Here is a 23,700-nt window from a genome sequence, read left to right as displayed (position 1 = left end):
TAACTCAATAAAAACCTTTTTATTGTAAGGGCTTTGCGGAGTAATATATTCGAGAGATCAATTCGAGTTTTTTATTAACCTGGTTGTAACTTTTTTCATTCATTGTCACGCTTTATGTGACGTGAATAAAACAGTGCAGCAATTTTGTATTGGGGCATGCGTGTGAACCTTCGCTAACGGGGTTTACTCTCGGAGTCTTCATGCGATGAGCAAGGAGTCATAATGTTAGATATAGTCGAACTGTCGCGCTTACAGTTTGCCTTGACCGCGATGTACCACTTTCTGTTTGTGCCACTGACGCTCGGTATGGCGTTCCTGCTGGCAATTATGGAAACGGTCTACGTCCTCTCCGGCAAACAGATTTATAAAGATATGACCAAGTTCTGGGGCAAGTTGTTTGGTATCAACTTCGCACTGGGCGTGGCTACCGGTCTGACGATGGAGTTCCAGTTCGGGACTAACTGGTCTTACTATTCCCATTATGTTGGGGATATCTTCGGTGCGCCGCTGGCCATTGAAGGTCTGATGGCCTTCTTCCTCGAGTCTACGTTTGTAGGTCTGTTTTTCTTCGGTTGGGATCGTCTGGGCAAAGTACAGCACATGGCAGTGACCTGGCTGGTGGCTCTTGGCTCCAACTTGTCCGCACTGTGGATTCTGGTGGCAAACGGCTGGATGCAAAATCCGGTTGCTTCTGATTTCAACTTTGAAACCATGCGTATGGAGATGGTGAGCTTCGCTGAACTGGTACTTAACCCGGTAGCGCAGGTGAAATTCGTTCACACTGTTGCGTCTGGTTATACCTGCGGTGCCATCTTTATCCTCGGTATCAGCTCCTACTATCTGCTGCGCGGTCGCGACATCGCTTTTGCTAAACGCTCCTTCGCTATTGCTGCCAGCTTCGGTATGGCCGCAGTGCTGTCTGTTATCGTGCTGGGTGACGAATCCGGTTACGAAATGGGTGACGTGCAAAAAACCAAACTGGCTGCGATTGAAGCCGAATGGGAAACCCAGCCTGCACCGGCGGCGTTTACCCTGTTTGGCGTGCCGGACCAGGATAAGCAAGAGAACAAATTTGCTATCCAGATCCCATACGCGCTGGGCATCATCGCCACCCGTTCTGTTGATACGCCGGTTATTGGTCTTAAAGATCTGATGGTGCAGCACGAAGAGCGCATCCGTAACGGTATGAAAGCGTATCAGTTGTTGGAGCAACTGCGCGCAGGTTCTACCGATCAGGCCCTTCGTGACCAGTTCAATAACATCAAGAAAGATCTTGGTTATGGCCTGCTGCTGAAACGCTATACGCCGAATGTGGCAGACGCGACCGAAGCGCAGATCAAGCAAGCGACCAAAGACTCCATCCCGCGCGTTGCGCCGCTGTACTTCGCGTTCCGTATAATGGTGGCCGCTGGCGTGCTGATGCTGCTGATTATCGCTGCCTCTTTCTGGACCGTGATTCGTAACCGCATCGGTGAGAAAAAATGGCTGCTGCGCGCTGCGCTGTATGGCATCCCGCTGCCGTGGATTGCTATTGAAGCGGGCTGGTTTGTTGCCGAGTACGGCCGTCAGCCGTGGGCGATTGGTGAAGTGTTGCCGACCGCGGTTGCGAACTCATCGCTGACCGTTGGCGATCTGCTGTTCTCCATGATTCTGATTTGCGGCCTTTATACGCTGTTTATGGTGGCGGAAGTGTTCCTGATGTTCAAATTTGCTCGCCTTGGGCCGAGCAGTCTGAAAACAGGTCGCTATCACTACGAGCAGTCCACCGTGGCTTCTCAGCCGGCACGCTAAGACAGGAGTCGTCAAATGATTGATTATGAAATATTACGTTTTATCTGGTGGCTGCTGGTTGGCATTCTGCTGATTGGTTTTGCGGTCACCGACGGCTTCGACATGGGCGTGGGGATGTTGACCCGCGTGCTGGGTCGTAGCGACACCGAACGCCGCGTGATGATTAACGCCATCGCGCCGCACTGGGACGGTAACCAGGTTTGGCTGATCACCGCCGGTGGTGCGCTGTTTGCCGCCTGGCCGATGGTTTACGCTGCCGCGTTCTCCGGTTTTTATGTGGCGATGATCCTGGTGCTCGCTTCACTGTTCTTCCGTCCGGTTGGTTTTGACTACCGCTCGAAGATTGAAGATATGCGCTGGCGTGGCATGTGGGACTGGGGCATCTTCATCGGCAGCTTTGTTCCGCCGTTGGTGATCGGTGTGGCATTCGGCAACCTGCTGCAGGGCGTGCCGTTCCATCTTGATAACGATATGCGCCTGTTCTATACCGGTAACTTCTTCCAGTTGCTGAATCCGTTTGGTCTGTTGGCCGGCGTGGTGAGCGTGGCGATGATCCTGACCCAGGGCGCGACATACCTGCAAATGCGTACCGTTGGCGAACTGCATCTGCGTGCCCGTGCCACGGTGCAAATTGCCGCGCTGGTTACGCTGGTTTGCTTCGCACTGGCGGGCGTGTGGGTGGTTTACGGTATCGACGGTTACGTGGTGACTTCCGCGATAGATCATCATGCCGCGTCTAACCCGTTGACCAAAGAAGTGGCGGTACAGGCGGGAGCCTGGCTGACAAACTTCAACAACATGCCTGTGTTGTGGCTGGTGCCGGCGCTGGGTGTGGTGTTGCCACTGCTGACCGTGCTGACGGCGCGTCTGGATAAAGCCGCCTGGGCGTTCGTGTTCTCTTCACTGACGCTGGCATGCATCATCCTGACTGCGGGTATCGCGATGTTCCCGTTCATCATGCCGTCAAGCACCATGCTAAAAGCAAGCCTGACCATGTGGGACGCGACATCGACGCAGCTGACACTGAATCTGATGACCTATGTGGCGCTGGTTTTTGTACCGATTGTCCTGCTTTACACCATCTGGTGTTACTGGAAAATGTTCGGTCGCATTACCAAAGAGCACATTGAAAGCAATACCCACTCTATGTATTAAGTAAGGAGCAGAATATGTGGTATTTCGCATGGATTTTAGGAACGCTTCTTGCCTGTGCTTTCGGAGTGATTACCGCGCTGGCGCTGGAACATGTTGAAGCGACCAAAGCCGGGAAAGAAGAACACTGATGGAAAAAATTATCGCAAAACTCTATGCGGTAATGGACAAGGGCCCGTTAAGGGCCCTTTCCTTAATAATGGCATTACTGCTGGCGGGCTGTATCTTCTGGGATCCCTCCCGTTTCGCGGCCAAAACCAGCGAGCTGGAGATTTGGCACGGACTGTTATTAATGTGGGCGGTATGCGCCGGTGTTGTTCACGGTGTTGGCTTTCGCCCGCGCGCACTTCACTGGCAGGGTTTTTTCTGCCCGCCAGTCGCTTTTGTCGTAATGCTTGCCGGGCTTGTTTTCTTCTTCTTTTGAATAAGAAATATCCGCTATCCTCATGGGCTTGCAAAAGCCCATAAATTTTTACTCTCCGTTTACCTCAACCCATTCCAAAGCATCTTGCCCGCGCGTATAGTAGCGAAGTTTAAAAGCTCTAACTTTTTTTGCATTACCGGGATGTAAAGTGAATACAACGCTGTTTCGATGGCCGGTTCGGGTCTATTACGAAGATACCGATGTCGGTGGCATGGTTTACCATGCCAACTACGTTGCTTTTTATGAAAGAGCCCGCACTGAGATGCTGCGTCACCATCACTTGAGTCAACAGGCTCTGCTGGCTGAACGCATTGCGTTAGTGGTACGCAAAATGACGCTGGAGTATTTTGCACCCGCCAGACTCGACGACATGCTCGAAGTCCAAACGGAAATTACATCAATGCGCGGAACCTCGATGGTTTTCTCGCAGCGGATTGTCAATGCAGAGAATAAAGTGCTGAACGAAGCTGAAGCGCTGATTGTCTGTGTTGATCCACTCTTAATGAAGCCTCGTGCGCTTCCCAAGTCTATTGTCGCGGAGTTTAAGCAGTGACTGACATGAACATCCTTGATTTGTTCCTGAAGGCTAGCCTTCTGGTCAAACTTATCATGTTGATTTTGATTGGTTTTTCTATCGCATCCTGGGCCATTATTATCCAGAGAACGCGCATCCTCAACGCTGCAGGGCGCGAAGCGGAAGCCTTCGAAGACAAGTTTTGGTCCGGCATCGAACTGTCTCGTCTGTATCAGGAAAGCCAGGGACGCCGTGATAATTTAAGCGGTTCGGAACAAATTTTTTATAGTGGTTTCAAAGAGTTTGCCCGTCTGCACCGCGCAAATAGCCACGCGCCAGAAGCGATTGTTGAAGGGGCATCAAGGGCGATGCGTATTTCGATGAACCGCGAACTGGAAACGCTGGAAAACCATATTCCATTCCTTGGTACCGTAGGTTCTATCAGCCCGTATATCGGTCTGTTCGGTACGGTATGGGGGATCATGCATGCCTTTATCGCGCTGGGCGCGGTGAAGCAGGCGACGCTGCAAATGGTTGCGCCTGGTATCGCCGAAGCGTTGATCGCAACAGCTATCGGTCTGTTTGCAGCCATTCCTGCGGTTATGGCTTATAACCGACTGAACCAGCGTGTGAACAAACTGGAACTGAATTACGACAACTTTATGGAAGAGTTCACGGCTATTCTGCATCGCCAGGCATTTGCCAGCAGCGACAGCAGCAAGGAGTAAGCCATGGCCAGATCGCGTGGACGGGGCCGTCGTGACCTCAAGTCTGAAATCAACATCGTACCGTTGCTGGACGTGTTGCTGGTGCTGCTGCTGATCTTTATGGCGACGGCACCGATCATTACGCAAAGCGTAGAGGTTGATCTGCCGGATGCGACACAGTCGCAAACCGTCAGTACCAATGACGATCCTCCGGTCATTATTGAGGTTTCCGGTGTCGGACAGTACAGCGTGGTGGTGGAAAAAGATCGCATGGATCAACTGCCGCCGGAGCAGGTGATTGCAGAGGCGCAGCGTCGCCTGCAATCCAATCCGAAAACCGTGTTCTTAATCGGCGGGGCGAAAGATGTGCCGTACGATGAAATCATTAAAGCGCTGAACCTGTTACATAGCGCGGGTGTGAAATCAGTCGGCTTGATGACGCAGCCTATCTGATCACCGGCTTAACAGGCGGACAGTTTTTGGGAACCGAGAGTGTCAAAGGCAACCGTACAAAACGACAAGCTTAAGCGAGCAATAATCATTTCGGCTGTGCTACACGTAATTCTTGTGGCGCTGCTGATCTGGAGCTCGTTTGATGAGCATATTGATGCTTCTTCAGGCGGTGGCGGTGGCTCTGCGATTGATGCGGTGATGGTCGATCCGGGCGCTGTGGTGGAAAATTACAACCGCCAGCAGCAGCAGCAAGCCAGTGCGCAGCGCGCCAAAGAGCAGCGTGAAAAACAGGCGCAACAGCAAGCGGAAGAGCTGCGTGAAAAGCAGGCTGCCGAGCAGGAGCATTTAAAACAGCTGGAGCAGGAGCGTTTACAGGCGCAGGAAGCGGCGCGCGAACAGGCTGAACAGCAGAAAAAAGCGGAAGAGGCGGCGAAACAGGCTCAACAGCAGCAGAAACAAGCTGAAGAGGCGGCCGCGAAAGCCGCAGCTGACGCAAAAGCAAAAGCGGACGCGCAGGCAAAAGCAGCAGAAGAAGCTGCGAAGAAAGCGGCTGCCGACGCGAAGAAAAAAGCGGAAGCCGAAGCCGCGAAAGCTGCCGCAGACGCACAGAAAAAAGCCGAAGCGGAAGCGGCGAAAGCAGCTGCTGATGCGAAGAAAAAAGCCGAGGCCGAAGCCGCGAAAAAAGCGCAGGCTGAAGCGGCTAAACAAGCTGCCGCCGAAAAAGCGGCAGCGGAGAAAGCCGCCGCCGCGGAGAAAGCGGCTGCTGAAAAGGCTGCCGCAGAAAAAGCTGCCGCCGAGAAAAAAGCTGCAGCAGCAAAAGCCGCTGCCGATAAAAAAGCGGCTGCAGAGAAGGCCGCAGCAGCCAAGAAAGCCGCCGCCGAGAAAGCAGATGCCGCAGGCGTTGACGATCTGTTTGGTGATTTAAGCTCCGGTAAGAATGCACCGAAAACGGGTGGTGGAGCGAAAGGGAATAATGCAGCTCCCGCCGGTTCTGGTAACACTAAGAACAACGGCGCGTCAGGTGCAGACATCAATAACTATGCAGGGCAGATTAAATCGGCTATCGAAAGCCGCTTCTATGACGCCTCCTCCTATGCGGGGAAAACCTGTACGTTACGTGTCAAACTGGCGCCAGACGGTATGCTGTTAGATATTCAGTCGGAAGGTGGCGATCCGGCCCTTTGCCAGGCTGCGCTTGCTGCAGCGCGACAGGCAAAAATGCCGAAACCGCCAAGTCAGGCTGTATATGAAGTGTTCAAAAATGCGCCACTGGACTTTAAACCTTAAGGTACACTTTCCCTCTCAATCTGCGGGGGAGATCGTGCTGAGGGTGTCCTGACGCAGGTAGTTTTGTCTATTGAGTTTGTTAAAATTCTGCTAAATTATCGCGGGTTTTCCGCCCGGATAAGGGAGATATGATGAAGCAGGCATTACGTGTTGCATTTGGTTTTCTAATGCTGTGGGCAGCTGTGCTGCACGCAGAAGTACGTATCGAGATCACCCAGGGGGTGGACTCGGCACGCCCGATCGGCGTTGTGCCTTTCCAGTGGGCTGGACCTGGCGCTGCGCCTGAGGATGCTGGTGGTATCGTTGCTGCGGATCTGCGCAACAGCGGCAAATTCAATCCACTCGATCGTTCACGTCTGCCGCAGCAGCCTGGCAGCGCTCAGGAAGTGCAGCCAGCCGCGTGGTCAGCACTGGGTATTGACGCGGTGGTTGTCGGCCAGGTGACCCCGAATCCTGACGGCAGCTACAATGTCGCTTATCAGCTGGTGGATACCGGTGGCGCACCGGGAACGGTACTGGCGCAAAACTCCTTTAAAGTGAACAAACAGTGGCTGCGTTACGCCGCTCACGCTGCCAGTGACGAAGTATTCCAGAAACTGACCGGCATTAAAGGTGCGTTCCGTACCCGTATTGCTTATGTTGTGCAGACCGCTAACAGCCAGTTCCCGTATGAACTGCGCGTTTCCGACTATGACGGTTACAACCAGTTCCTGGTGCATAAATCTCCGCAGCCGCTGATGTCTCCGGCATGGTCACCAGATGGCTCAAAACTGGCATACGTGACGTTTGAAAGCGGTCGTTCTGCACTGGTTATCCAGACACTGGCTAACGGCAGTGTTCGTCAGGTTGCTTCGTTCCCGCGTCACAACGGCGCACCGGCGTTCTCGCCGGACGGTTCTAAACTGGCATTCGCACTGTCGAAAACCGGTAGCCTGAACATTTACGTAATGGACATTGGTTCTGGCCAGATCCGCCAGGTGACCGATGGTCGCAGCAACAATACGGAGCCGACCTGGTTCCCGGATAGCCAAACCCTAGCATTCACTTCTGACCAGGCTGGGCGTCCGCAGGTTTATAAAGTGGGTCTTAATGGCGGCGCAGCACAGCGTATCTCATGGCAGGGTTCTCAGAACCAGGACGCGGATATCAGCAGCGACGGCAAATTTATGGTGATGGTTAGCTCTGACGGTGGCCAGCAGCACATCGCTAAACAAGATCTGGAAGCGGGTGGCGTACAGGTTCTGACGTCAACGTTCCTGGATGAAACGCCAAGTCTGGCACCTAACGGCACAATGGTAATCTACAGCTCTTCTCAGGGGATGGGATCCGTGCTGAATCTGGTTTCTACAGATGGGCGTTTCAAAGCGCGTATTCCGGCGACTGATGGACAGGTTAAATTCCCTGCCTGGTCTCCGTATCTGTAATAATAAATAATTGATTATAAAGGAATCAAAGAAATGCAACTGAACAAAGTGCTGAAAGGCCTGATGCTGGCTCTGCCTGTAATGGCGATCGCTGCATGTTCTTCTCACAAGAATGCAAGCGACCAGAGCGGCGAAGGCATGATGGGCGCTGGCACTGGCATGAACGGTAGCGGCAACATGTCCTCCGAAGAACAAGCGCGTCTGCAAATGCAACAGCTGCAGCAGAACAACATTGTTTACTTCGATCTGGACAAGTATGACATCCGTTCTGACTTCGCAGCGATGCTGGATGCTCACGCTAACTTCCTGCGTAGCAACCCGTCCTACAAAGTTACCGTTGAAGGTCACGCTGACGAACGTGGTACTCCGGAATACAACATCTCCCTGGGCGAACGTCGTGCTAACGCCGTTAAAATGTACCTGCAGGGTAAAGGCGTTTCCGCTGACCAGATCTCCATCGTTTCTTACGGTAAAGAAAAACCTGCAGTACTGGGTCACGACGAAGCGGCTTACGCTAAAAACCGTCGCGCCGTACTGGTTTACTAAGAGAATTGCATGAGCAGTAACTTCAGACATCATCTGTTGAGTCTGTCGTTACTGGTTGGCATAGCGGCCCCCTGGGCCGCTAATGCTCAGGCGCCAATCAGTAGTGTCGGCTCAGGCTCGGTCGAAGACCGCGTCACTCAACTCGAGCGTATTTCCAATGCTCACAGCCAGCTTTTAACTCAACTCCAGCAACAACTCTCCGATAATCAGGCCGATATTGATACGCTTCGTGGGCAAATCCAGGAAAATCAATATCAACTGAACCAGGTGGTTGAACGCCAACAGCAAATTTTGCAGCAGATAGGCAATCTTAGCAGTGGCGGTGCGGCGGGGCAGACGCAGCAGACATCCGGCGATCAGAGCGGGGCGGCAACGCAGGCTCCGGCAGCGGATTCTGGTGCCAACACGGGGGCGGCGAATACTGGCGCGCCCGTACAAAGTGGTGATGCCAATACCGATTACAATGCTGCGGTGGCGCTGGTGCAGGATAAATCCCACCAGGATGAAGCTATCGCTGCATTCCAGAATTTCGTCAAAAAATACCCTGATTCAACCTACATACCGAATGCCAACTACTGGCTCGGTCAGTTGAATTACAACAAGGGCAAAAAAGACGATGCTGCTTATTACTTCGCTTCAGTGGTGAAAAATTTCCCGAAGTCGCCTAAAGCGCCAGACGCTATGTACAAGGTCGGCGTGATTATGCAAGACAAAGGGGATACAGCAAAAGCGAAAGCGGTCTACCAGCAGGTGGTCAGTAAATACCCTGGTACCGAAGGTGCTAAACAAGCGCAAAAACGTCTTGGTTCGATGTAATGCATAGCACATGACCAGAAATCGAGCTTTTTCTGGTCTTGTCGCATGAATCATAAGCAGTTAAGTGATATTCATCGAAATTGTTGTTGCGCTGAATTCTTAAATCAGTAATATATGCCGCCGTTGCCAAGGGATATCACACAGACCAGAAGCAACGCAAAGTGGGTCGTTAGCTCAGTTGGTAGAGCAGTTGACTTTTAATCAATTGGTCGCAGGTTCGAATCCTGCACGACCCACCACGTAAAGCAGTATCCAGCGTAGTATCGGGTGATTAGCTCAGCTGGGAGAGCACCTCCCTTACAAGGAGGGGGTCGGCGGTTCGATCCCGTCATCACCCACCACTCGGGTCGTTAGCTCAGTTGGTAGAGCAGTTGACTTTTAATCAATTGGTCGCAGGTTCGAATCCTGCACGACCCACCAATTTAACATCCATCAAATGGTGTTAAACGTGAAGGATAACGTTGCGTCAGCAGCATCCGGCTAAAAGCGAGCCATCCTGCACGATCAGCCACGTAATGTGGTCACAGATAAAATTATCTTCGAAGTCGCTACCCGTATGGGTCGTTAGCTCAGTTGGTAGAGCAGTTGACTTTTAATCAATTGGTCGCAGGTTCGAATCCTGCACGACCCACCAATTTAACACCATATTGGCGCCGGTTAACTTCGAAGAACAATCCCGAAAGGGGTCGTTAGCTCAGTTGGTAGAGCAGTTGACTTTTAATCAATTGGTCGCAGGTTCGAATCCTGCACGACCCACCAATGTAAAAAAGCGCCCTAAAGGCGCTTTTTTGCTTTCTGCCGGAGTTGAAGATTCGACAAAATTGTCAGGATCAATTTTGAACAGCGCGCAGCGTTGGACCGCAGGACGAGTCTCAGGATGAAATGAGTAACTCTGCAGCAGGTTCGGGTCTCACGTAGTGAGACAAGGTCGCCGCTTGCGGCGACGACCCGAAGGGCGAGCAAAGCGGTCACCCACCACTATAAATATGGCGCCGGCAGCGCTTTTTTGCTTTCTGCTATTCCACAAAAATTCCCCACGACATTTTTTGTCCAATCAGCTATCTTGTTTAGTATATAAAACACCGGTGCGCTAATGACGTCACGCATTTGCGTTGTTCTGGTAATTAAGTTAAGCAAGCAAAACGAGTAAGCATGATGAGCGTAATGTTTGATCCTGAAACCGCAATCTATCCGTTCCCGCCTAAACCCGCACCGCTAAACCTGCACGAGAAGCAGTTTTACCGCGAGAAAATCAAGCGCTTGCTCAAAGAGCGGGATGCGGTGATGGTTGCACACTACTATACCGACCCGGAAATTCAGCAACTGGCGGAGGAGACCGGCGGTTGTATCTCTGATTCACTGGAGATGGCGCGTTTCGGTGCCAGACATTCCGCCTCAACGCTGCTGGTGGCAGGCGTACGTTTTATGGGGGAAACCGCCAAAATCCTCAGCCCTGAAAAAACCATCCTGATGCCGACATTGCATGCGGAATGCTCGCTTGATCTCGGCTGTCCGGTTGAAGATTTCAGCGCCTTTTGCGATGCGCACCCGGATCGCACCGTGGTGGTTTACGCCAACACCTCTGCTGCCGTGAAAGCGCGTGCCGACTGGGTTGTAACCTCAAGTATTGCGGTAGAGTTAATTGAGCATCTCGACAGCCTTGGCGAGAAAATTATCTGGGCTCCGGATCGTCATCTCGGCAACTATGTACAAAAACAGACCGGTGCGGATGTACTGTGCTGGCAGGGTGCGTGCATCGTGCATGACGAATTTAAAACGCAGGCGCTGACGCGCATGAAAGCGCTCTATCCTGATGCTGCCATCCTCGTGCATCCTGAATCGCCGCAGTCAGTCGTGAATCTGGCAGATGCAGTCGGTTCAACCAGCCAGCTTATCGCTGCGGCAAAAACACTACCGAATAAGCAACTTATCGTCGCGACCGATCGCGGTATCTTTTACAAAATGCAGCAGGCCGTGCCGGAAAAAGAGTTACTGGAAGCGCCAACCGCAGGTGAGGGTGCGACGTGCCGCAGTTGCGCGCACTGCCCATGGATGGCGATGAACGGTCTGAAAGCTATCGCTGAAAGCCTGGAAAATGGTGGCGCGGAGCATGAAATCCACGTTGATGCCTCGCTGCGTGAAGGCGCGCTGCTGCCGCTTAACCGTATGCTCGATTTTGCGGCTACACTACGTTCTTAGTGAATAATCAATGCGTAGCAATACGCTGTGGGGAAAGAATGGATTTTTTTAGTACGCAGAACATCCTGGTGCATATCCCGATTGGCACCGGTGGGTACGATCTTTCATGGATTGAAGCCACAGGCACACTGGCCGGTTTATTGTGCATCTGGCTCGCCAGCCTTGAGAAGATCAGTAATTACGCGTTTGGTCTGATCAACGTGACGCTGTTTGCGATTATTTTCTTCCAGATCCAGCTGTATGCCAGCTTACTGCTGCAGCTGTTTTTCTTTGCCGCCAACATTTATGGCTGGTATGCCTGGTCACGGCAAACCTCGCAGAATGAAGCTGAATTGCAAATCCGCTGGCTACCGTTACCCAAAGCGATGAGCTGGCTGGCGGTATGCGTGGTGGCGATTGGTTTGATGACTTTCTTTATCGATCCGGTATTTGCATTCCTGACGAAAATTGCCGTGGCCGTCATGCAAACCTTAGGGCTGAACGTGGTCATGCCGCAATTGCAGCCCGATGCGTTCCCGTTCTGGGACTCCTGCATGATGGTGCTCTCCATCGTGGCGATGATCCTGATGACGCGCAAATACGTTGAGAACTGGCTGCTGTGGGTGGTGATTAACGTGATAAGCGTGGTGATTTTCGCACTGCAGGGCGTCTGGGCGATGTCGCTGGAGTATCTGATCCTGACCTTTATCGCTCTTAACGGCAGCAGAATGTGGATTAACAGCGCGCGTGAGCGGGGTTCTCACGCGCTTTCGCATTAATGCGAGTGTGAATGGTGGTGCTCAGGCTGCGCCTCGCCCAGATGGCAGTCTGGCCCGCTACAGGGCTGGTACTCCATCTGCACCGTTGCATGTTCAATCTCATAATGATGTGCCAGAAAGTGGTGGATCTCACCCAGCAGCTTGTCATGGTCGCGTGGTGGGATCACCTGCACATGCAGCGTCATGAGCGGTTTTTCACCCACCAGCCAGACATGCACGTGGTGAACATCACGCACCTCCGGGATAGCGCGTCGCAGATGTCGCTGTAGCGCGCCAATATCCATCGAGCCCGGCGCACCTTCCAGCAACTCGTTAACGCTCTCTTTCATTAGCCGCCAGGCGCTGCGTAACACCAGCGCGGAAACCAGCACTGAAAGTATCGGGTCAATCGGCGTCCAGCCGGTGAACAAAATCACCAGTGCCGCAGCGATGGCACCGACAGAACCGAGTAAGTCCCCCAGCACATGCAGTGCGGCAGCACGGACATTCAGGTTCTTCTCCTCGCTTCCCCGGTGCAGTAACCAGAATGCCAGCACGTTGGCCACAAGCCCGGCAATCGCAATCACCATCATGGTTAAGCCTGCAACGGGCTGCGGATGGGTGAAACGCTGAATCGCTTCCCAGACAATCCACACGGTAATCAGCACCAGCGCCAGCGCATTGATGAATGCTGCAAGCGTAGTCAAACGCAGCCAGCCAAACGTACGGTGGGCGCTGGGTGGCTGGCGCGCAAAGTAAACCGCTAATAACGCAAAAAGCAGCGCGGCGGCGTCCGTCAGCATATGGCCGGCATCGGCCAGCAGCGCCAGCGATCCGGAAACCAGGCCGCCGACCACTTCGATAACCATAAAAACGGCAGTAACGATAAACGCCAGCAGCAGGCGGCGGGCGTTGGCATCAGCGGGAGTGTGCGAGTGTGAATGCGCCATGGGCGGGTCGTTCCTTGTAATTATTTTAACGCCTTACATCATTACAGATTTTTCAGTTTGCGGGGGAGACTGGAGAGAAAAAAGTAAGGAGAGCCGAAGCTCTCCCTGATGATTAATGCACCGGATTTTACTGGGTTGTGCCGTCGGTTTTCTTATCGACGCTATGGTTGTTACCGCTTTCGGTTTCAACCTTTTTGTTCACATCCGGGCAGCGGCCATCTTTACACATGGTGTTTTTATGCACCTGATCTTTGCTCATATGCTGCTTAGCGCTGTGTTGAGAGGTCGAGTTGGTATTCATGCTACCGCTGTTGATCTGGCTGTTATCCACATTGTTTGGCGCAACATTCTGTTTGGCGTCCGGTGCCGGTTGGCCTGCAGCCGCTGCGGCATTGGCATCACCGTTACTGTCGGTAGAAGAGGCTGCGTCGGCCGCGTAGGCTGCGCCACCTGCGAAAGTCAGCGTCGTCGTCAGTAAAAGTGTCGCTAATTTATTCATTTTCATCATGATGCTCCTGTTCCGGTCGTTTTTACCGCCGTTGAGGCTGGTAAAAGCAGCGCGAACGAATTATCACGCTCAGTGGTTAAAGATACCATTCATGCGCGGTATAGCAGCATAGAATAGCGATAAAATGAAAAATAGAAGTGTTAACAGTTAAAAAGTGTAGCGCTGATATCACCGCTCGCTACTTTTTAACGCGATTTGGCCGCATTCCAGGAATTATCCGGCCGAAGTGTAAAATCGCGTTTACACTTCGCCGCCGACGAGATAGATTGGAAAGATTGCATTCATCAAAAAAAGTATGGCCAGACTGGAACGAACATGAATTATCAGAACGACGATTTACGTATTAAAGAGATCAATGAGTTATTACCTCCTGTAGCACTCCTTGAAAAATTCCCCGCCACTGAAACCGCCGCCAATACGGTTTCGCATGCCCGCAAAGCGATTCATAAAATCCTGCGTGGAAATGATGATCGTCTGCTGGTGGTTATCGGTCCGTGCTCCATTCACGATCCTGCGGCGGCGAAAGAGTATGCTTCGCGCCTGCTGGCTTTGCGTGAAGCGTTAAAAGACGATTTAGAAATCGTTATGCGCGTTTACTTCGAAAAACCGCGTACCACAGTGGGCTGGAAAGGGCTGATTAACGATCCGCACATGGATAACAGTTTCCAGATTAACGACGGGTTGCGTATTGCGCGTAAGCTGCTGCTGGAAATTAATGACAGCGGTTTACCGGCGGCGGGGGAGTTCCTCGATATGATCACCCCGCAATACATGGCCGATCTGATGAGCTGGGGAGCGATTGGCGCGCGTACAACGGAATCGCAGGTGCATCGCGAGCTGGCTTCCGGCCTCTCATGCCCGGTGGGGTTCAAAAACGGCACCGATGGCACCATTAAAGTCGCCATTGACGCGATTAACGCCGCAGGTGCGCCGCACTGCTTCTTGTCCGTCACTAAATGGGGTCACTCCGCCATTGTAAACACCGCCGGTAACGGTGATTGCCACATCATTCTGCGCGGCGGTAAAGAGCCAAACTACAGCGCGAAACATGTCGCGGAAGTAAAAGTGGGTCTGCAGAAAGCTGGCCTGGAGCCGCAGGTGATGATTGACTTCAGTCATGCTAACTCCAGCAAGCAGTTCAAGAAGCAAATGGAAGTGGGCGCGGATGTGTGCCAGCAGATCGCAAGCGGTGAAAAAGCCATTATCGGTGTGATGATTGAAAGCCATCTGGTGGAAGGCAACCAGAGCCTGGAGAGCGGTGAACCGCTGGTGTACGGTAAAAGTGTTACCGACGCCTGCATCGGCTGGGACGATACCGAAACTATTTTGCGCCAGCTCGCGGCGGCAGTGAAAGCGCGCCGCAGTTAACGGTTGCACAAATAAAAAAGCGTGGAATTTTCCACGCTTTTTTTATCAGCGAAAACTTACTTCGCTTTACCCTGGTTTGCTACCGCAGCAGCTTTTGCAGCGATCTCGTCTGCGTTACCCAGGTAGTAGTGTTTCAACGGTTTGAAGTTTTCGTCGAACTCGTAAACCAGCGGTACGCCAGTCGGGATGTTCAGTTCGAGGATCTCTTCTTCGCTCATGTTATCGAGGTATTTCACCAGCGCGCGCAGGGAGTTACCGTGAGCGGCGATGATCACGCGCTCACCGCTTTTCAGGCGCGGCAGAATGGTGTCGTTCCAGTAAGGGATCACGCGATCGATGGTCAGCGCCAGGCTTTCGGTCTGCGGCAGCTCGGCATCGGTCAGTTTTGCGTAGCGCGGATCGTGACCCGGGTAACGTTCATCATCTTTGGTCAGCGCCGGCGGTGTAACAGCAAAGCCACGACGCCACTGTTTAACTTGCTCGTCACCATATTTTTCAGCGGTTTCAGCTTTGTTCAGACCCTGCAACGCACCGTAATGACGCTCGTTGAGTTTCCAGCTTTTCTCTACCGGTAACCACGCCTGATCCAGCTCGTCCAGCACGTTCCACAGCGTATGGATGGCACGTTTCAGCACAGAGGTATAAGCAAAATCGAAGGTGTAGCCTTCCTCTTTCAGCAGTTTGCCTGCCGCTTTTGCTTCGCCAACGCCTTTTTCGGACAGATCAACATCGTACCAACCGGTGAAGCGGTTTTCGTTGTTCCACTGGCTTTCGCCATGACGAACCAGAACCAGCTTAGTAACAGCCATACACTTACTCCTGTGAGCCTGATTGAATGATAACAATTCTCATTATATTGCCGTGAAGGTGCTCCCGGCAACGGTTACCCATAACCATAGCGAAAATAGCCGCCGAGTGTAAGGTGCTTGTGAATCAGGGGTTATGGTTTTGTCGATAAGTGGCGCATATTTCAGCAAAACGGGTAAAAAAAGCCCTCCGTCAGGAGGGCGGGGGGATTACTGCGCAATAAAGTGGTATTCCGTCAGGCTGACATAAACGTCGCCAGGCAGTAAGAAGCAGTCCGGCTGCGGGAAATCCGGACGGTTCGGGCTGTCGGGCAAAAACTCGCTCTCCAGCGCCAGGCCCTGCCACGCGTCATAGGTTTTGCCGCCGCGCGCAGGCGTTCCTTCCAGATAATTACCGGAATAGAACTGGAGCGCAGGCGCGCTGGTATACACCGTCATTTGCAGCTGTTTGTCCGCCGACCACAACTGCGCGGCGGGCTGGCTGACGTCGCCTTTTGCCTGCAATAAAAACGCATGGTCGTAACCTTTCACCACGCGCTGATCGTCCTCAGCCAGAAAATCCTGCGCCACGGTTTTCGGGGTACGGAAATCAAAACTGGTCCGCTCAACGTCTTTTAACCCGTCTGTCGGAATGCCCATCTCATCGACCGGCAGATAAGCATCCGCGAGCAGTTGCAACGTGTGGTTGCGAACATCCGACTGCTCACCATCAAGGTTAAAATAAGCGTGGTTGGTCAGGTTGATCGGGCACGGTTTGTCAGTCGTTGCCCGGTATTCAATGGCGAGCCGGTTATCGTCGCCGAGGCGGAAATGCGCCCGGGTATGAACGTTACCCGGGAATCCCTGATCGCCATCCGCTGAATTCAGGACAAAGACCACTTCGTTATCATTTTGCCGCTCTATCAACCAGCGCCGTTTATCGAACCCTTCCGGGCCGCCATGCAGCTGGTTTTCACCCTGGCTGGGCGTCAACGTATAGGTGTGGCCATCCAGCGTGAACCGGCTTTTGGCAATACGGTTGGCGTAACGGCCGACCGACGCGCCGAGATACGCTGTCTGTTGCAGGTAGTGTTCCGGTGTGGCGCAGCCCAGCAGCGCTTCACGCACGGAACCATCTTTTAACGGTACGCGCGCAGATAACAGCGTCGCGCCCCAGTCCATCAATGTCACCACCATCCCGGCGCTATTGCGCAGGGTGATCAGGCGAAAGGGCAGCCCGTCCGGGGCTGCTGCAGAAGCTTCGTTTAGCACTGTCCTGCTCCCTGTGAAGGTTTGCAAACATAGAAGGTTTCTTTGATACCGGTTTTGGCTTCGTACTGGCTCTCAACAGCCTTTTTGACTGCCGGTACGAGGTTTTCTGGCATCAGCGCGACGATGCAACCGCCGAAACCGCCGCCGGTCATGCGCACGCCGCCCTGGTCACCAATGGTCGCTTTGACAATCTCAACCAGCGTATCGATCTGCGGGACGGTAATTTCAAAATCATCACGCATCGACGCGTGGGATTCTGCCATCAGCACGCCCATGCGTTGCAGATCGCCTTTCTCCAGCGCAGCCGCGGCTTCCACGGTACGGGTGTTTTCGGTCAGTACGTGGCGCACGCGTTTGGCGACCAGCGGATCCAGCTCATGCGCCACCGCATTGAACTGATCGATGCTGACATCGCGCAGCGCTTTTTGCTGGAAGAAGCGCGCGCCGGTTTCGCACTGCTCGCGGCGCGTGTTGTACTCGCTGCCAACCAGGGTGCGTTTAAAGTTACTGTTAATGATGACGATCGCCACGCCTTCCGGCATCGACACCGCTTTGGTGCCAAGCGAACGGCAATCGATTAGCAGCGCGCTGCCTTTTTTGCCCAGCGCCGAGATAAGCTGATCCATGATGCCGCAGTTACAGCCGACAAACTGGTTTTCCGCTTCCTGACCATTGAGGGCAATTTGCGCGCCATCCAGCGGCAGATGATAAAGCTGCTGGAACACCGTACCGACCGCCACTTCCAGCGAGGCAGAAGAACTCAGGCCCGCACCCTGTGGCACATTGCCGCTGATAACCAGATCCGCGCCGCCAAAACTGGCATCGCGTTTTTGCAGGTGTTTTACCACGCCGCGCACGTAGTTCGACCACTGCTGGCTGTCGTGGGTCACAATTGGCGCATCCAGCGAGAACTCATCGCTCTGGTTGTCATAATCGGCGGCAATCACCCGAACGATGCGGTCCGTACGCGGTGCGCAGCTGATCACCGTCTGGTAATCAATGGCGCACGGCAGAACAAAACCGTCGTTATAGTCGGTGTGTTCGCCAATCAGGTTCACACGACCCGGTGCCTGAATTGTGTGGGTGGCAGGGTAGCCGAATTTTTCAGCAAACAGGGATTGTGTGTTCTCTTTCAGACTCATTGTTATTCTCCGGATTCGCGAAAATGGATATCACTGACCGCGCGCAGACGTTCGGCGGCTTGCTCCGCCGTCAGGTCACGCTGGGTTTCGGCCAGCATTTCATAGCCGACCATAAATTTACGCACCGTGGCGGAGCGCAGCAGCGGCGGGTAGAAATGCGCGTGCAGTTGCCAGTGGTCATTCTCTTCGCCGTTAAATGGCGCGCCGTGCCAGCCCATCGAGTAGGGGAACGAGCACTGGAACAGGTTGTCATAACGGCTGGTCAGTTTTTTCAATGCCAGCGCTAAATCGCGGCGCTGTTCATCGCTTAAATCAGTGATGCGCTGTACCTGCGCTTTCGGCAGCAGCAAGGTTTCAAACGGCCACGCAGCCCAGTAAGGAACCACCGCCAACCAGTGCTCCGTTTCCACCACCGTACGGCTGCCATCGTTCAGCTCGCGCTTTACGTAGTCCAGCAACATCGGGGAGTGATACCGGGCGAAATAGTCGCGTTGCAGGCGGTCTTCACGATCCACTTCATTCGGCAGGAAGCTGTTGGCCCAGACTTGCCCGTGCGGATGCGGGTTGGAACAACCCATCGCCGCGCCTTTATTTTCAAACACCTGTACCCACGGGTACTGCTGGCCCAGCTCAGCGGTTTGCTGTTGCCAGGTTTTCACCACCGCTTCCAGCGCATCCACGCTCAGTTCCGGCAGCGTTTTGCTGTGATCCGGCGAGAAACAAATCACCCGGCTGGTGCCGCGCGCACTCTGGCTGCGCATCAGCGGATCGTCGCTTACCGGCGCGTCTGGCGTATCGGTCATCAACGCGGCGAAGTCGTTGGTGAACACATAAGTGCTGGTGTAATCCGGATTTTTATCCCCGGTTACGCGGGTATTGCCCGGGCAGAGGAAACAGTCCGGATCGTGCGCCGGCAGGGTTTGTTTCGCAGGCGTCTCTTGCGCCCCTTGCCAGGGGCGTTTTGCGCGGTGCGGAGAAACCAAGATCCACTGGCCGGTCAGCGGGTTATAACGGCGATGCGGGTGATCGACCGGATTAAATTGCGTCATTACCATTCCTTTAATCGGGATAGCCCTGCGGGTGGCGTGACTGCCAGCGCCAGGTATCTTCTGCCATTTCGTCAAGCGTACGGGTTACGCGCCAGTTCAGCTCTTTATCCGCTTTGCTGGCGTCGGCCCAGTAAGCCGGGAGATCGCCCTCGCGGCGCGGCGCATAGTGCCAGGCCACCGGTTTGCCGCAGGCTTTACTGAAGGCGTTCACCACATCCAGCACGCTGCTGCCGACGCCCGCGCCAAGGTTATAAATATGCACGCCCGGCTTCCCGGCCAGTTGTTGCATGGCCGCAACATGCCCGTCCGCCAGATCCATCACATGGATGTAATCCCGCACGCCGGTGCCGTCTGGCGTCGGGTAATCACTGCCGAAAATTGCCAGCGAATCGCGGCGGCCAACCGCAACCTGGGCGATATACGGCATCAGGTTGTTCGGGATGCCCTGCGGATCTTCGCCCATATCGCCTGACGGATGGGCGCCAACCGGGTTGAAGTAGCGCAGCAGCGCAATGCTCCACTCCGGCTGCGCTTTTTGCAGGTCGGTGAGGATCTGTTCCACCATCAGCTTGCTTTTACCATAGGGACTTTGCGGCGTGCCGGTCGGGAAGCTTTCCACGTAAGGGATTTTCGGCTGGTCGCCGTAAACGGTGGCGGAGGAGCTGAAAATGAAGTTTTTAACATTCGCGGCGCGCATCGCGTTAATCAGGCGCAACGTGCCGTTGACGTTGTTGTCGTAATACTCCAGCGGCTTCGCTACGGATTCACCAACGGCTTTCAGCCCGGCGAAATGAATCACCGCTTCAATGGCGTGATCGTGCAGGATCTCTGCGAGCAGCGCTTCATCGCGAATGTCGCCTTCAACGAACAGCGCGGCTTTTCCGCCAAAGCGCTCAATCTCATTGAGCACGCTGCGCTTACTGTTACAGAGATTGTCGAGAATGATAACGTCGTGGCCGTTTTGCAGCAGTTGGACGCAGGTATGACTTCCAATGTAACCGCTACCACCTGTAACCAGAACTCGCATATTTCCCTCCATAAAGCATTTGATATGAACAAACCTTAGCATAACAGAGAGGTGAAAACTGTGACATGGGATAAATTAGTGGAATCGTTTACACTCAATTTTCTGCCAGCCGGTTTGTGGGGTAAACGCCAGAAAAACCCCGCAATAGCGGGGTTCGTCCGACGCAAGTAAAAAGTCTTAAAAATGGTGTCACTGCGGTGCAGCAACGCAGGCGGCGTCAGCGAAAGCCGGATAACGCCTCGTGGAGGTTATAAGTCATCAGGGAGAGCCAGGCAATCAGCCCGAAGTACAAAAGCGTATATTCCAGACGTTTGCCAGGGGTCAGCGTGTCGAGATTCGGTTGATCATGGCGCCGCGCCCAGATTTGTGATGCCGCGAGAAAGCACACCAGCAGCAACAGCGGGCTCGGGTGAAGATAAAAGAAACCCAGCAGTACGGGAATGCCCAGATACCAGATCTTGCGCGAGATGGCGACGGTAATGCGCCCGCCATCCAGCGGCGGCACGGGGATCAGGTTAAACAGATTAAGCACAAAGCCTGAATAGGCCACCGCCATCAATAGCGAACTGTGGAAATACTCCGCCAGATAGTAGCAACCGAGGGCGGCAAGCGAGCCGAGCAGCGGGCCGGCAATGCCGACCCAGGCTTCGGTTTCCGCATCTGGCAGTTCATCTTTCAACGTGATCCAGGCACCCACGAAGGGGATAAACATCGGTAATCCCGTCGCTAAACCACGTTGACGCGCCGCCAGATAGTGTCCCAGCTCATGGCAAAACAGCAGCACCACAAACCCTGTCGCATAAGGCCAGCCGAAGGCGAGCGCATAGGTAGCGATCGACAGCAGCATGGTGGCCCCGGAAAGGAAAAACTTCCCGAGGCTGGCCCCTTTAAGCAGCAGCAAGAGCATGCTCATGGCTTACTCGGCTTTTTTGCGAAACAGCATTTTTTTCACACCCATGCCGAACGCCGCCACGGCGATCAGGCCAAGTTTCCAGAACTTCAGCAGCGTCACGCCGATAAGCGCCAGCAGGCCCAGTTTTTTCGCCGCCAGGCCGCCAATCAGCGCCGCCAGGCCATATTCGGCAATCTTGTCGGTAGAAGCATTAAAATCGCTGTATTTTTTGCCGTCGTTAAAGGTCACGGCGTTAAGTAACGTTTTGGCGAGCGGTTTTTCCTGCTCAACGGTGCCGCGATCGGTTACCAGGTTTAACGACAGATAACCTTCACGACCCAGCAGATAGGTGTTGTAGTTAACCCCTTGTTCTTTTTCCGGCACATTGCTGCCAATATCGCGGATTGCCGCAGACCAAATCAGGCGATGCGTGGCCGCCTCGTAGGTGGGTTTTTCTACCCAACCCAACACTTCAATTGGCGGGATGCCTTTTTCACTACGCTCTTTATTGCCGGCTTTGGTGCCCTCCTGCAAATTACTCAGCAGTTCGTCGGCGTCCCAGTCTTTGGCATCGTCATCTTTGATATAACCGGCATTGGCATATTCAATGGAAACAAAGCCCGAAATATCATTGCTAAATACCAGCCCATAAAAAGAGTTGTTATCAACATGGTTGCCCAGCGCGCGCATAAATACCGCTGCCTGCTGCGACGGAATATAAGCGAAACCTTCAGGCAGGTTCAGAATCGCCTGATTACCGAGATCAATTTTATGCGGGCCGTGAATACTGGCACGTTGCATATTTTCAACGGCTTGCTTTAATTGTGCTTCCTGACCGGAGGCGGGTGTTTGCGCATTCTCATCGGCGACAGCGGCACTGCAGAAACCCAGTAACAGCGCCGCAGCCAGAGAAATGGCGCGGGTCATGCGGAGGAATTGATTCATCATAGTCCCGTAATTTTTTACCCGGCGTCCATCGACGGGCTTTTTTCTTGCCATAACAAAAACTGGCCGCTGACAATTTTATGTTGCCAACTGACCAGTCAGAGATCGTTATTATGTTGCTTATTTAAAGCGGGGCTATTACATCATATCCGGCGAAATGGAACCATCCCCCTAATTATTGTGGTGTAAGTTGATAACGATATCCGTCGCCCTCTGGTACAAATTCAAGCCGGTGGGTAATACAAGCGGGCGCGTCTCCGGCGTGGTGCGAAACAAATAACAACTGGGTTTCACCTTCGCTAATTAATACATCAACAAAGCGGCGAATAAGCTGGCGGTTTAAAGGATCAAGACCCTGTAACGGTTCATCAAGAATGAGCAGCGTTGGGTGCTTGACCAGCGCACGCACAATCAGCGCCAGCCGCTGCTGACCCCAGGAGAGGCTATTAAACGGTGCGTCGGCGGTGCGCGCATCGAAACCTAAAATATCCAGCCAGCGCTGTGCCAGTTTGTGCTGCTTATCCGAAACGGCCTGGTAAATACCAATCGAGTCGAAATAGCCAGAGAGGATCACATTGCGTACGTTGGTGCTGACGCGGTAATCCAGATGCAGGCTGCTGCTGACATAGCCAATATGCTTTTTGATATCCCAGATGGTTTCACCGCTGCCGCGACGACGGCCAAACAGGGTCAAATCGTTGCTGTAGCCCTGCGGATGATCGCCGGTTATCAGGCTTAATAGTGTCGATTTGCCCGCGCCGTTCGGGCCTACGATCTGCCAGTGCTCGCCGGGCTTTACCGTCCATGAAAGGTGATCGATGATTGGCCGGTCGTTATAAGAGACGACGCCATCGTTCAGCACGATAAGCGGCGCGTCTGCGTTCAATGTTTCGCGCGCCGGGGGCGCATCCGGTTCCGGCAACGTGATACCGGATAATTTTTCGCTGTGGGCTAACTGGGCGATCAACGCTTGTTGCAGCAGGGCTGCTTTTTCTCCGGTCTCTGTGAGCGAGCAATCCACCAGAACCCCGGCGTGTTGTACGAAGTCCGGGATCTCATCAAAGCGGTTCAGCACCAGCACCAGCGTAAAGCCGTCAGCATTGAGGCGCGCGAGCAGTTCTGCCAGTTGCTGGCGTGAATGGACGTCAAGCCCGTCGAAAGGCTCGTCAAGGATCAGTAACTCCGGTTCGGCCATCAGGGCCTGGCAGAGCAGCGTTTTCCGGGTTTCGCCGGTCGAGAGGTATTTAAAGCGTCTCTCCAGCAGATGCGAGATGCCAAACTGCGCCGCCAGTTGTGCGCAGCGCTGCGCGTCTTGCACTTCATCCTGAATAATCTCGGCGGTGGTACGCCCGGTATCCTCTTCATCGGGGCTGAGCATATCGGTGTTATTGCGCTGCCACTCGTCGATGACCAGCTTTTGCAACTGCTCAAAAGAGAGGCGGGTGAGGCGGGTAAACTGGCACTGGCGTTCACCTTTCAGTAAGGTCAATTCACCCGCCAGCGCGCGAGCCAGCGCTGACTTGCCGCTGCCATTCGCGCCGACAAAAGCCCAGCTTTCGCCAGCGCGTAGCGCCAAGTGTTCAATGTGCAGCGTGCGGGTGTCGCTAAGACGAAACGTGCCTTGCGAAATTTGCAATGATGACATTATGTATCCCATTTTTTGCAGCGTAGAAACTCAGGGATACGTGCAATGGGCTATCTTGTCAATGCGA

24 protein-coding genes and 5 tRNA genes are annotated in these 23,700 nt (G+C 53.7%); 19 read left to right on the top strand and 10 right to left on the bottom strand.

The annotated features are described in order from the left end of the window. Positions 1–222 precede the first annotated feature (222 nt). The 18 genes from cydA (at position 223) to pnuC (ending at position 12,071) form a co-directional block, all read left to right on the top strand. Positions 223–1,791, top strand: coding sequence for a cytochrome ubiquinol oxidase subunit I (gene cydA, locus AAIG26_RS04245; RefSeq protein ID WP_020457058.1), 1,569 nt, complete (start codon positions 223–225; stop codon positions 1,789–1,791). A gap of 15 nt (positions 1,792–1,806) precedes the next feature. Continuing rightward, complete coding sequence (gene cydB / locus AAIG26_RS04240) at positions 1,807–2,946, top strand: cytochrome d ubiquinol oxidase subunit II (protein WP_269231427.1); 1,140 nt, start codon at positions 1,807–1,809, stop codon at positions 2,944–2,946. A 14-nt stretch (positions 2,947–2,960) separates the two neighbouring features. Then, a complete protein-coding gene (gene cydX / locus AAIG26_RS04235; protein WP_004100325.1) occupies positions 2,961–3,074 on the top strand; it encodes a cytochrome bd-I oxidase subunit CydX in 114 nt (37 codons plus the stop codon). Further along, positions 3,074–3,367: a cyd operon protein YbgE gene (gene ybgE, locus AAIG26_RS04230; protein ID WP_020457060.1), complete on the top strand. Its 294-nt coding sequence runs from the start codon at positions 3,074–3,076 to the stop codon at positions 3,365–3,367. The genes cydX and ybgE overlap by 1 nt, the downstream gene beginning before the upstream one ends. A gap of 148 nt (positions 3,368–3,515) precedes the next feature. Beyond that, entirely contained in the window at positions 3,516–3,920 is a 405-nt protein-coding gene (gene ybgC, locus AAIG26_RS04225) for a tol-pal system-associated acyl-CoA thioesterase (RefSeq protein ID WP_020457061.1), read from the top strand. Continuing rightward, positions 3,917–4,609 (top strand): Tol-Pal system protein TolQ, encoded by a 693-nt coding sequence (gene tolQ / locus AAIG26_RS04220; RefSeq protein WP_044489595.1) that lies wholly within the window; start codon positions 3,917–3,919, stop codon positions 4,607–4,609. The genes ybgC and tolQ overlap by 4 nt, the downstream gene beginning before the upstream one ends. A 3-nt stretch (positions 4,610–4,612) precedes the next feature. After that, entirely contained in the window at positions 4,613–5,041 is a 429-nt protein-coding gene (tolR, locus tag AAIG26_RS04215) for a colicin uptake protein TolR (RefSeq protein WP_017455952.1), read from the top strand. Positions 5,042–5,080: 39 nt separating this feature from the next. Continuing rightward, positions 5,081–6,328 carry a cell envelope integrity protein TolA gene (tolA, locus tag AAIG26_RS04210; protein ID WP_249882510.1) on the top strand — a complete coding sequence of 416 codons (1,248 nt, stop codon included), beginning with the start codon at positions 5,081–5,083 and terminating at the stop codon, positions 6,326–6,328. A gap of 131 nt (positions 6,329–6,459) precedes the next feature. Continuing rightward, complete coding sequence (gene tolB / locus AAIG26_RS04205) at positions 6,460–7,752, top strand: Tol-Pal system beta propeller repeat protein TolB (RefSeq protein WP_020457065.1); 1,293 nt, start codon at positions 6,460–6,462, stop codon at positions 7,750–7,752. A 33-nt stretch (positions 7,753–7,785) separates the two neighbouring features. Next, a complete protein-coding gene (gene pal / locus AAIG26_RS04200; RefSeq protein WP_017455955.1) occupies positions 7,786–8,298 on the top strand; it encodes a peptidoglycan-associated lipoprotein Pal in 513 nt (170 codons plus the stop codon). A gap of 9 nt (positions 8,299–8,307) precedes the next feature. Next, positions 8,308–9,114, top strand: a complete 807-nt coding sequence (gene cpoB / locus AAIG26_RS04195) for a cell division protein CpoB (RefSeq protein WP_020457066.1) — start codon at positions 8,308–8,310, stop codon at positions 9,112–9,114. A 163-nt stretch (positions 9,115–9,277) separates the two neighbouring features. Further along, positions 9,278–9,353 (top strand) — tRNA-Lys (locus AAIG26_RS04190). A 26-nt stretch (positions 9,354–9,379) separates the two neighbouring features. Then, a tRNA-Val gene (locus AAIG26_RS04185) sits at positions 9,380–9,455 on the top strand. A gap of 3 nt (positions 9,456–9,458) precedes the next feature. Then, positions 9,459–9,534 (top strand) — tRNA-Lys (locus tag AAIG26_RS04180). Between the two features lie 138 nt (positions 9,535–9,672). Further along, a tRNA-Lys gene (locus AAIG26_RS04175) sits at positions 9,673–9,748 on the top strand. Between the two features lie 49 nt (positions 9,749–9,797). After that, positions 9,798–9,873 (top strand) — tRNA-Lys (locus AAIG26_RS04170). Between the two features lie 396 nt (positions 9,874–10,269). Further along, complete coding sequence (gene nadA, locus AAIG26_RS04165; RefSeq protein ID WP_343180335.1) at positions 10,270–11,313, top strand: quinolinate synthase NadA; 1,044 nt, start codon at positions 10,270–10,272, stop codon at positions 11,311–11,313. Between the two features lie 38 nt (positions 11,314–11,351). Then, positions 11,352–12,071, top strand: coding sequence for a nicotinamide riboside transporter PnuC (pnuC, locus tag AAIG26_RS04160; RefSeq protein WP_343180041.1), 720 nt, complete (start codon positions 11,352–11,354; stop codon positions 12,069–12,071). On the opposite strand, the gene zitB is transcribed toward pnuC, so the two are convergent. Continuing rightward, positions 12,068–13,000: a CDF family zinc transporter ZitB gene (gene zitB / locus AAIG26_RS04155; protein ID WP_313626737.1), complete on the bottom strand. Its 933-nt coding sequence runs from the start codon at positions 12,998–13,000 to the stop codon at positions 12,068–12,070. The genes pnuC and zitB overlap by 4 nt on opposite strands. A 127-nt stretch (positions 13,001–13,127) precedes the next feature. Then, the gene (locus AAIG26_RS04150; RefSeq protein WP_020457070.1) at positions 13,128–13,505 is read right to left on the bottom strand and encodes a protein YbgS; all 378 of its coding nucleotides are present in this window, start codon (positions 13,503–13,505) and stop codon (positions 13,128–13,130) included. A gap of 318 nt (positions 13,506–13,823) precedes the next feature. Between AAIG26_RS04150 and aroG the strand changes: the two genes are divergently transcribed. Continuing rightward, a complete protein-coding gene (aroG, locus tag AAIG26_RS04145; protein ID WP_322553829.1) occupies positions 13,824–14,876 on the top strand; it encodes a 3-deoxy-7-phosphoheptulonate synthase AroG in 1,053 nt (350 codons plus the stop codon). A gap of 56 nt (positions 14,877–14,932) precedes the next feature. Here aroG and gpmA read toward each other — a convergent pair whose 3' ends face one another. The 8 genes from gpmA to modF all read right to left on the bottom strand — a co-directional run bounded on the left by gpmA (position 14,933) and on the right by modF (position 23,633). Further along, positions 14,933–15,685 (bottom strand): 2,3-diphosphoglycerate-dependent phosphoglycerate mutase, encoded by a 753-nt coding sequence (gpmA, locus tag AAIG26_RS04140; RefSeq protein WP_020457072.1) that lies wholly within the window; start codon positions 15,683–15,685, stop codon positions 14,933–14,935. Positions 15,686–15,892: 207 nt separating this feature from the next. Further along, on the bottom strand, positions 15,893–16,933 hold the full coding sequence (gene galM, locus AAIG26_RS04135) for a galactose-1-epimerase (protein ID WP_020457073.1): 1,041 nt from the start codon (positions 16,931–16,933) through the stop codon (positions 15,893–15,895). After that, positions 16,927–18,075, bottom strand: coding sequence for a galactokinase (gene galK / locus AAIG26_RS04130; protein ID WP_020457074.1), 1,149 nt, complete (start codon positions 18,073–18,075; stop codon positions 16,927–16,929). Before galK ends, galM begins: the two co-directional genes overlap by 7 nt. Positions 18,076–18,077: 2 nt before the next feature. Then, positions 18,078–19,124 (bottom strand): galactose-1-phosphate uridylyltransferase, encoded by a 1,047-nt coding sequence (gene galT, locus AAIG26_RS04125; protein ID WP_045513981.1) that lies wholly within the window; start codon positions 19,122–19,124, stop codon positions 18,078–18,080. A gap of 10 nt (positions 19,125–19,134) precedes the next feature. After that, positions 19,135–20,151 carry a UDP-glucose 4-epimerase GalE gene (gene galE / locus AAIG26_RS04120; protein WP_020457076.1) on the bottom strand — a complete coding sequence of 339 codons (1,017 nt, stop codon included), beginning with the start codon at positions 20,149–20,151 and terminating at the stop codon, positions 19,135–19,137. A 217-nt stretch (positions 20,152–20,368) separates the two neighbouring features. Beyond that, on the bottom strand, positions 20,369–21,064 hold the full coding sequence (locus AAIG26_RS04115) for a site-2 protease family protein (RefSeq protein ID WP_233500364.1): 696 nt from the start codon (positions 21,062–21,064) through the stop codon (positions 20,369–20,371). A 3-nt stretch (positions 21,065–21,067) separates the two neighbouring features. Next, a complete protein-coding gene (locus AAIG26_RS04110; RefSeq protein WP_020457078.1) occupies positions 21,068–21,988 on the bottom strand; it encodes a DUF2167 domain-containing protein in 921 nt (306 codons plus the stop codon). 175 nt (positions 21,989–22,163) lie between these two features. Then, positions 22,164–23,633, bottom strand: a complete 1,470-nt coding sequence (gene modF, locus AAIG26_RS04105) for a molybdate ABC transporter ATP-binding protein ModF (RefSeq protein WP_020457079.1) — start codon at positions 23,631–23,633, stop codon at positions 22,164–22,166. Positions 23,634–23,700 lie beyond the last annotated feature (67 nt).

Source organism: Kosakonia sp. PSU_27, assembly GCF_039409795.1.
GTDB lineage: Bacteria > Pseudomonadota > Gammaproteobacteria > Enterobacterales > Enterobacteriaceae > Kosakonia.
The sequence above is the reverse complement of the archived record's forward strand: the minus strand, read 5'-3'. Positions and strand labels throughout refer to the sequence as shown.

What these genes read in the sequence shown, in the direction of transcription:
- cydX (WP_004100325.1), top strand. Translation starts at nt 2,961, where the DNA reads ATGTGGTATTTCGCATGGATTTTAGGAACGCTTCTTGCCTGTGCTTTC.
- galK (WP_020457074.1), bottom strand. Translation starts at nt 18,075, where the DNA reads ATGAGTCTGAAAGAGAACACACAATCCCTGTTTGCTGAAAAATTCGGC.
- AAIG26_RS04115 (WP_233500364.1), bottom strand. Translation starts at nt 21,064, where the DNA reads ATGAGCATGCTCTTGCTGCTGCTTAAAGGGGCCAGCCTCGGGAAGTTT.
- cpoB (WP_020457066.1), top strand. Translation starts at nt 8,308, where the DNA reads ATGAGCAGTAACTTCAGACATCATCTGTTGAGTCTGTCGTTACTGGTT.
- tolR (WP_017455952.1), top strand. Translation starts at nt 4,613, where the DNA reads ATGGCCAGATCGCGTGGACGGGGCCGTCGTGACCTCAAGTCTGAAATC.
- aroG (WP_322553829.1), top strand. Translation starts at nt 13,824, where the DNA reads ATGAATTATCAGAACGACGATTTACGTATTAAAGAGATCAATGAGTTA.
- cydB (WP_269231427.1), top strand. Translation starts at nt 1,807, where the DNA reads ATGATTGATTATGAAATATTACGTTTTATCTGGTGGCTGCTGGTTGGC.
- nadA (WP_343180335.1), top strand. Translation starts at nt 10,270, where the DNA reads ATGAGCGTAATGTTTGATCCTGAAACCGCAATCTATCCGTTCCCGCCT.
- galE (WP_020457076.1), bottom strand. Translation starts at nt 20,151, where the DNA reads ATGCGAGTTCTGGTTACAGGTGGTAGCGGTTACATTGGAAGTCATACC.
- modF (WP_020457079.1), bottom strand. Translation starts at nt 23,633, where the DNA reads ATGTCATCATTGCAAATTTCGCAAGGCACGTTTCGTCTTAGCGACACC.
- zitB (WP_313626737.1), bottom strand. Translation starts at nt 13,000, where the DNA reads ATGGCGCATTCACACTCGCACACTCCCGCTGATGCCAACGCCCGCCGC.
- gpmA (WP_020457072.1), bottom strand. Translation starts at nt 15,685, where the DNA reads ATGGCTGTTACTAAGCTGGTTCTGGTTCGTCATGGCGAAAGCCAGTGG.
- AAIG26_RS04110 (WP_020457078.1), bottom strand. Translation starts at nt 21,988, where the DNA reads ATGAATCAATTCCTCCGCATGACCCGCGCCATTTCTCTGGCTGCGGCG.
- ybgE (WP_020457060.1), top strand. Translation starts at nt 3,074, where the DNA reads ATGGAAAAAATTATCGCAAAACTCTATGCGGTAATGGACAAGGGCCCG.
- pnuC (WP_343180041.1), top strand. Translation starts at nt 11,352, where the DNA reads ATGGATTTTTTTAGTACGCAGAACATCCTGGTGCATATCCCGATTGGC.
- cydA (WP_020457058.1), top strand. Translation starts at nt 223, where the DNA reads ATGTTAGATATAGTCGAACTGTCGCGCTTACAGTTTGCCTTGACCGCG.
- galT (WP_045513981.1), bottom strand. Translation starts at nt 19,124, where the DNA reads ATGACGCAATTTAATCCGGTCGATCACCCGCATCGCCGTTATAACCCG.
- AAIG26_RS04150 (WP_020457070.1), bottom strand. Translation starts at nt 13,505, where the DNA reads ATGAAAATGAATAAATTAGCGACACTTTTACTGACGACGACGCTGACT.
- tolB (WP_020457065.1), top strand. Translation starts at nt 6,460, where the DNA reads ATGAAGCAGGCATTACGTGTTGCATTTGGTTTTCTAATGCTGTGGGCA.
- pal (WP_017455955.1), top strand. Translation starts at nt 7,786, where the DNA reads ATGCAACTGAACAAAGTGCTGAAAGGCCTGATGCTGGCTCTGCCTGTA.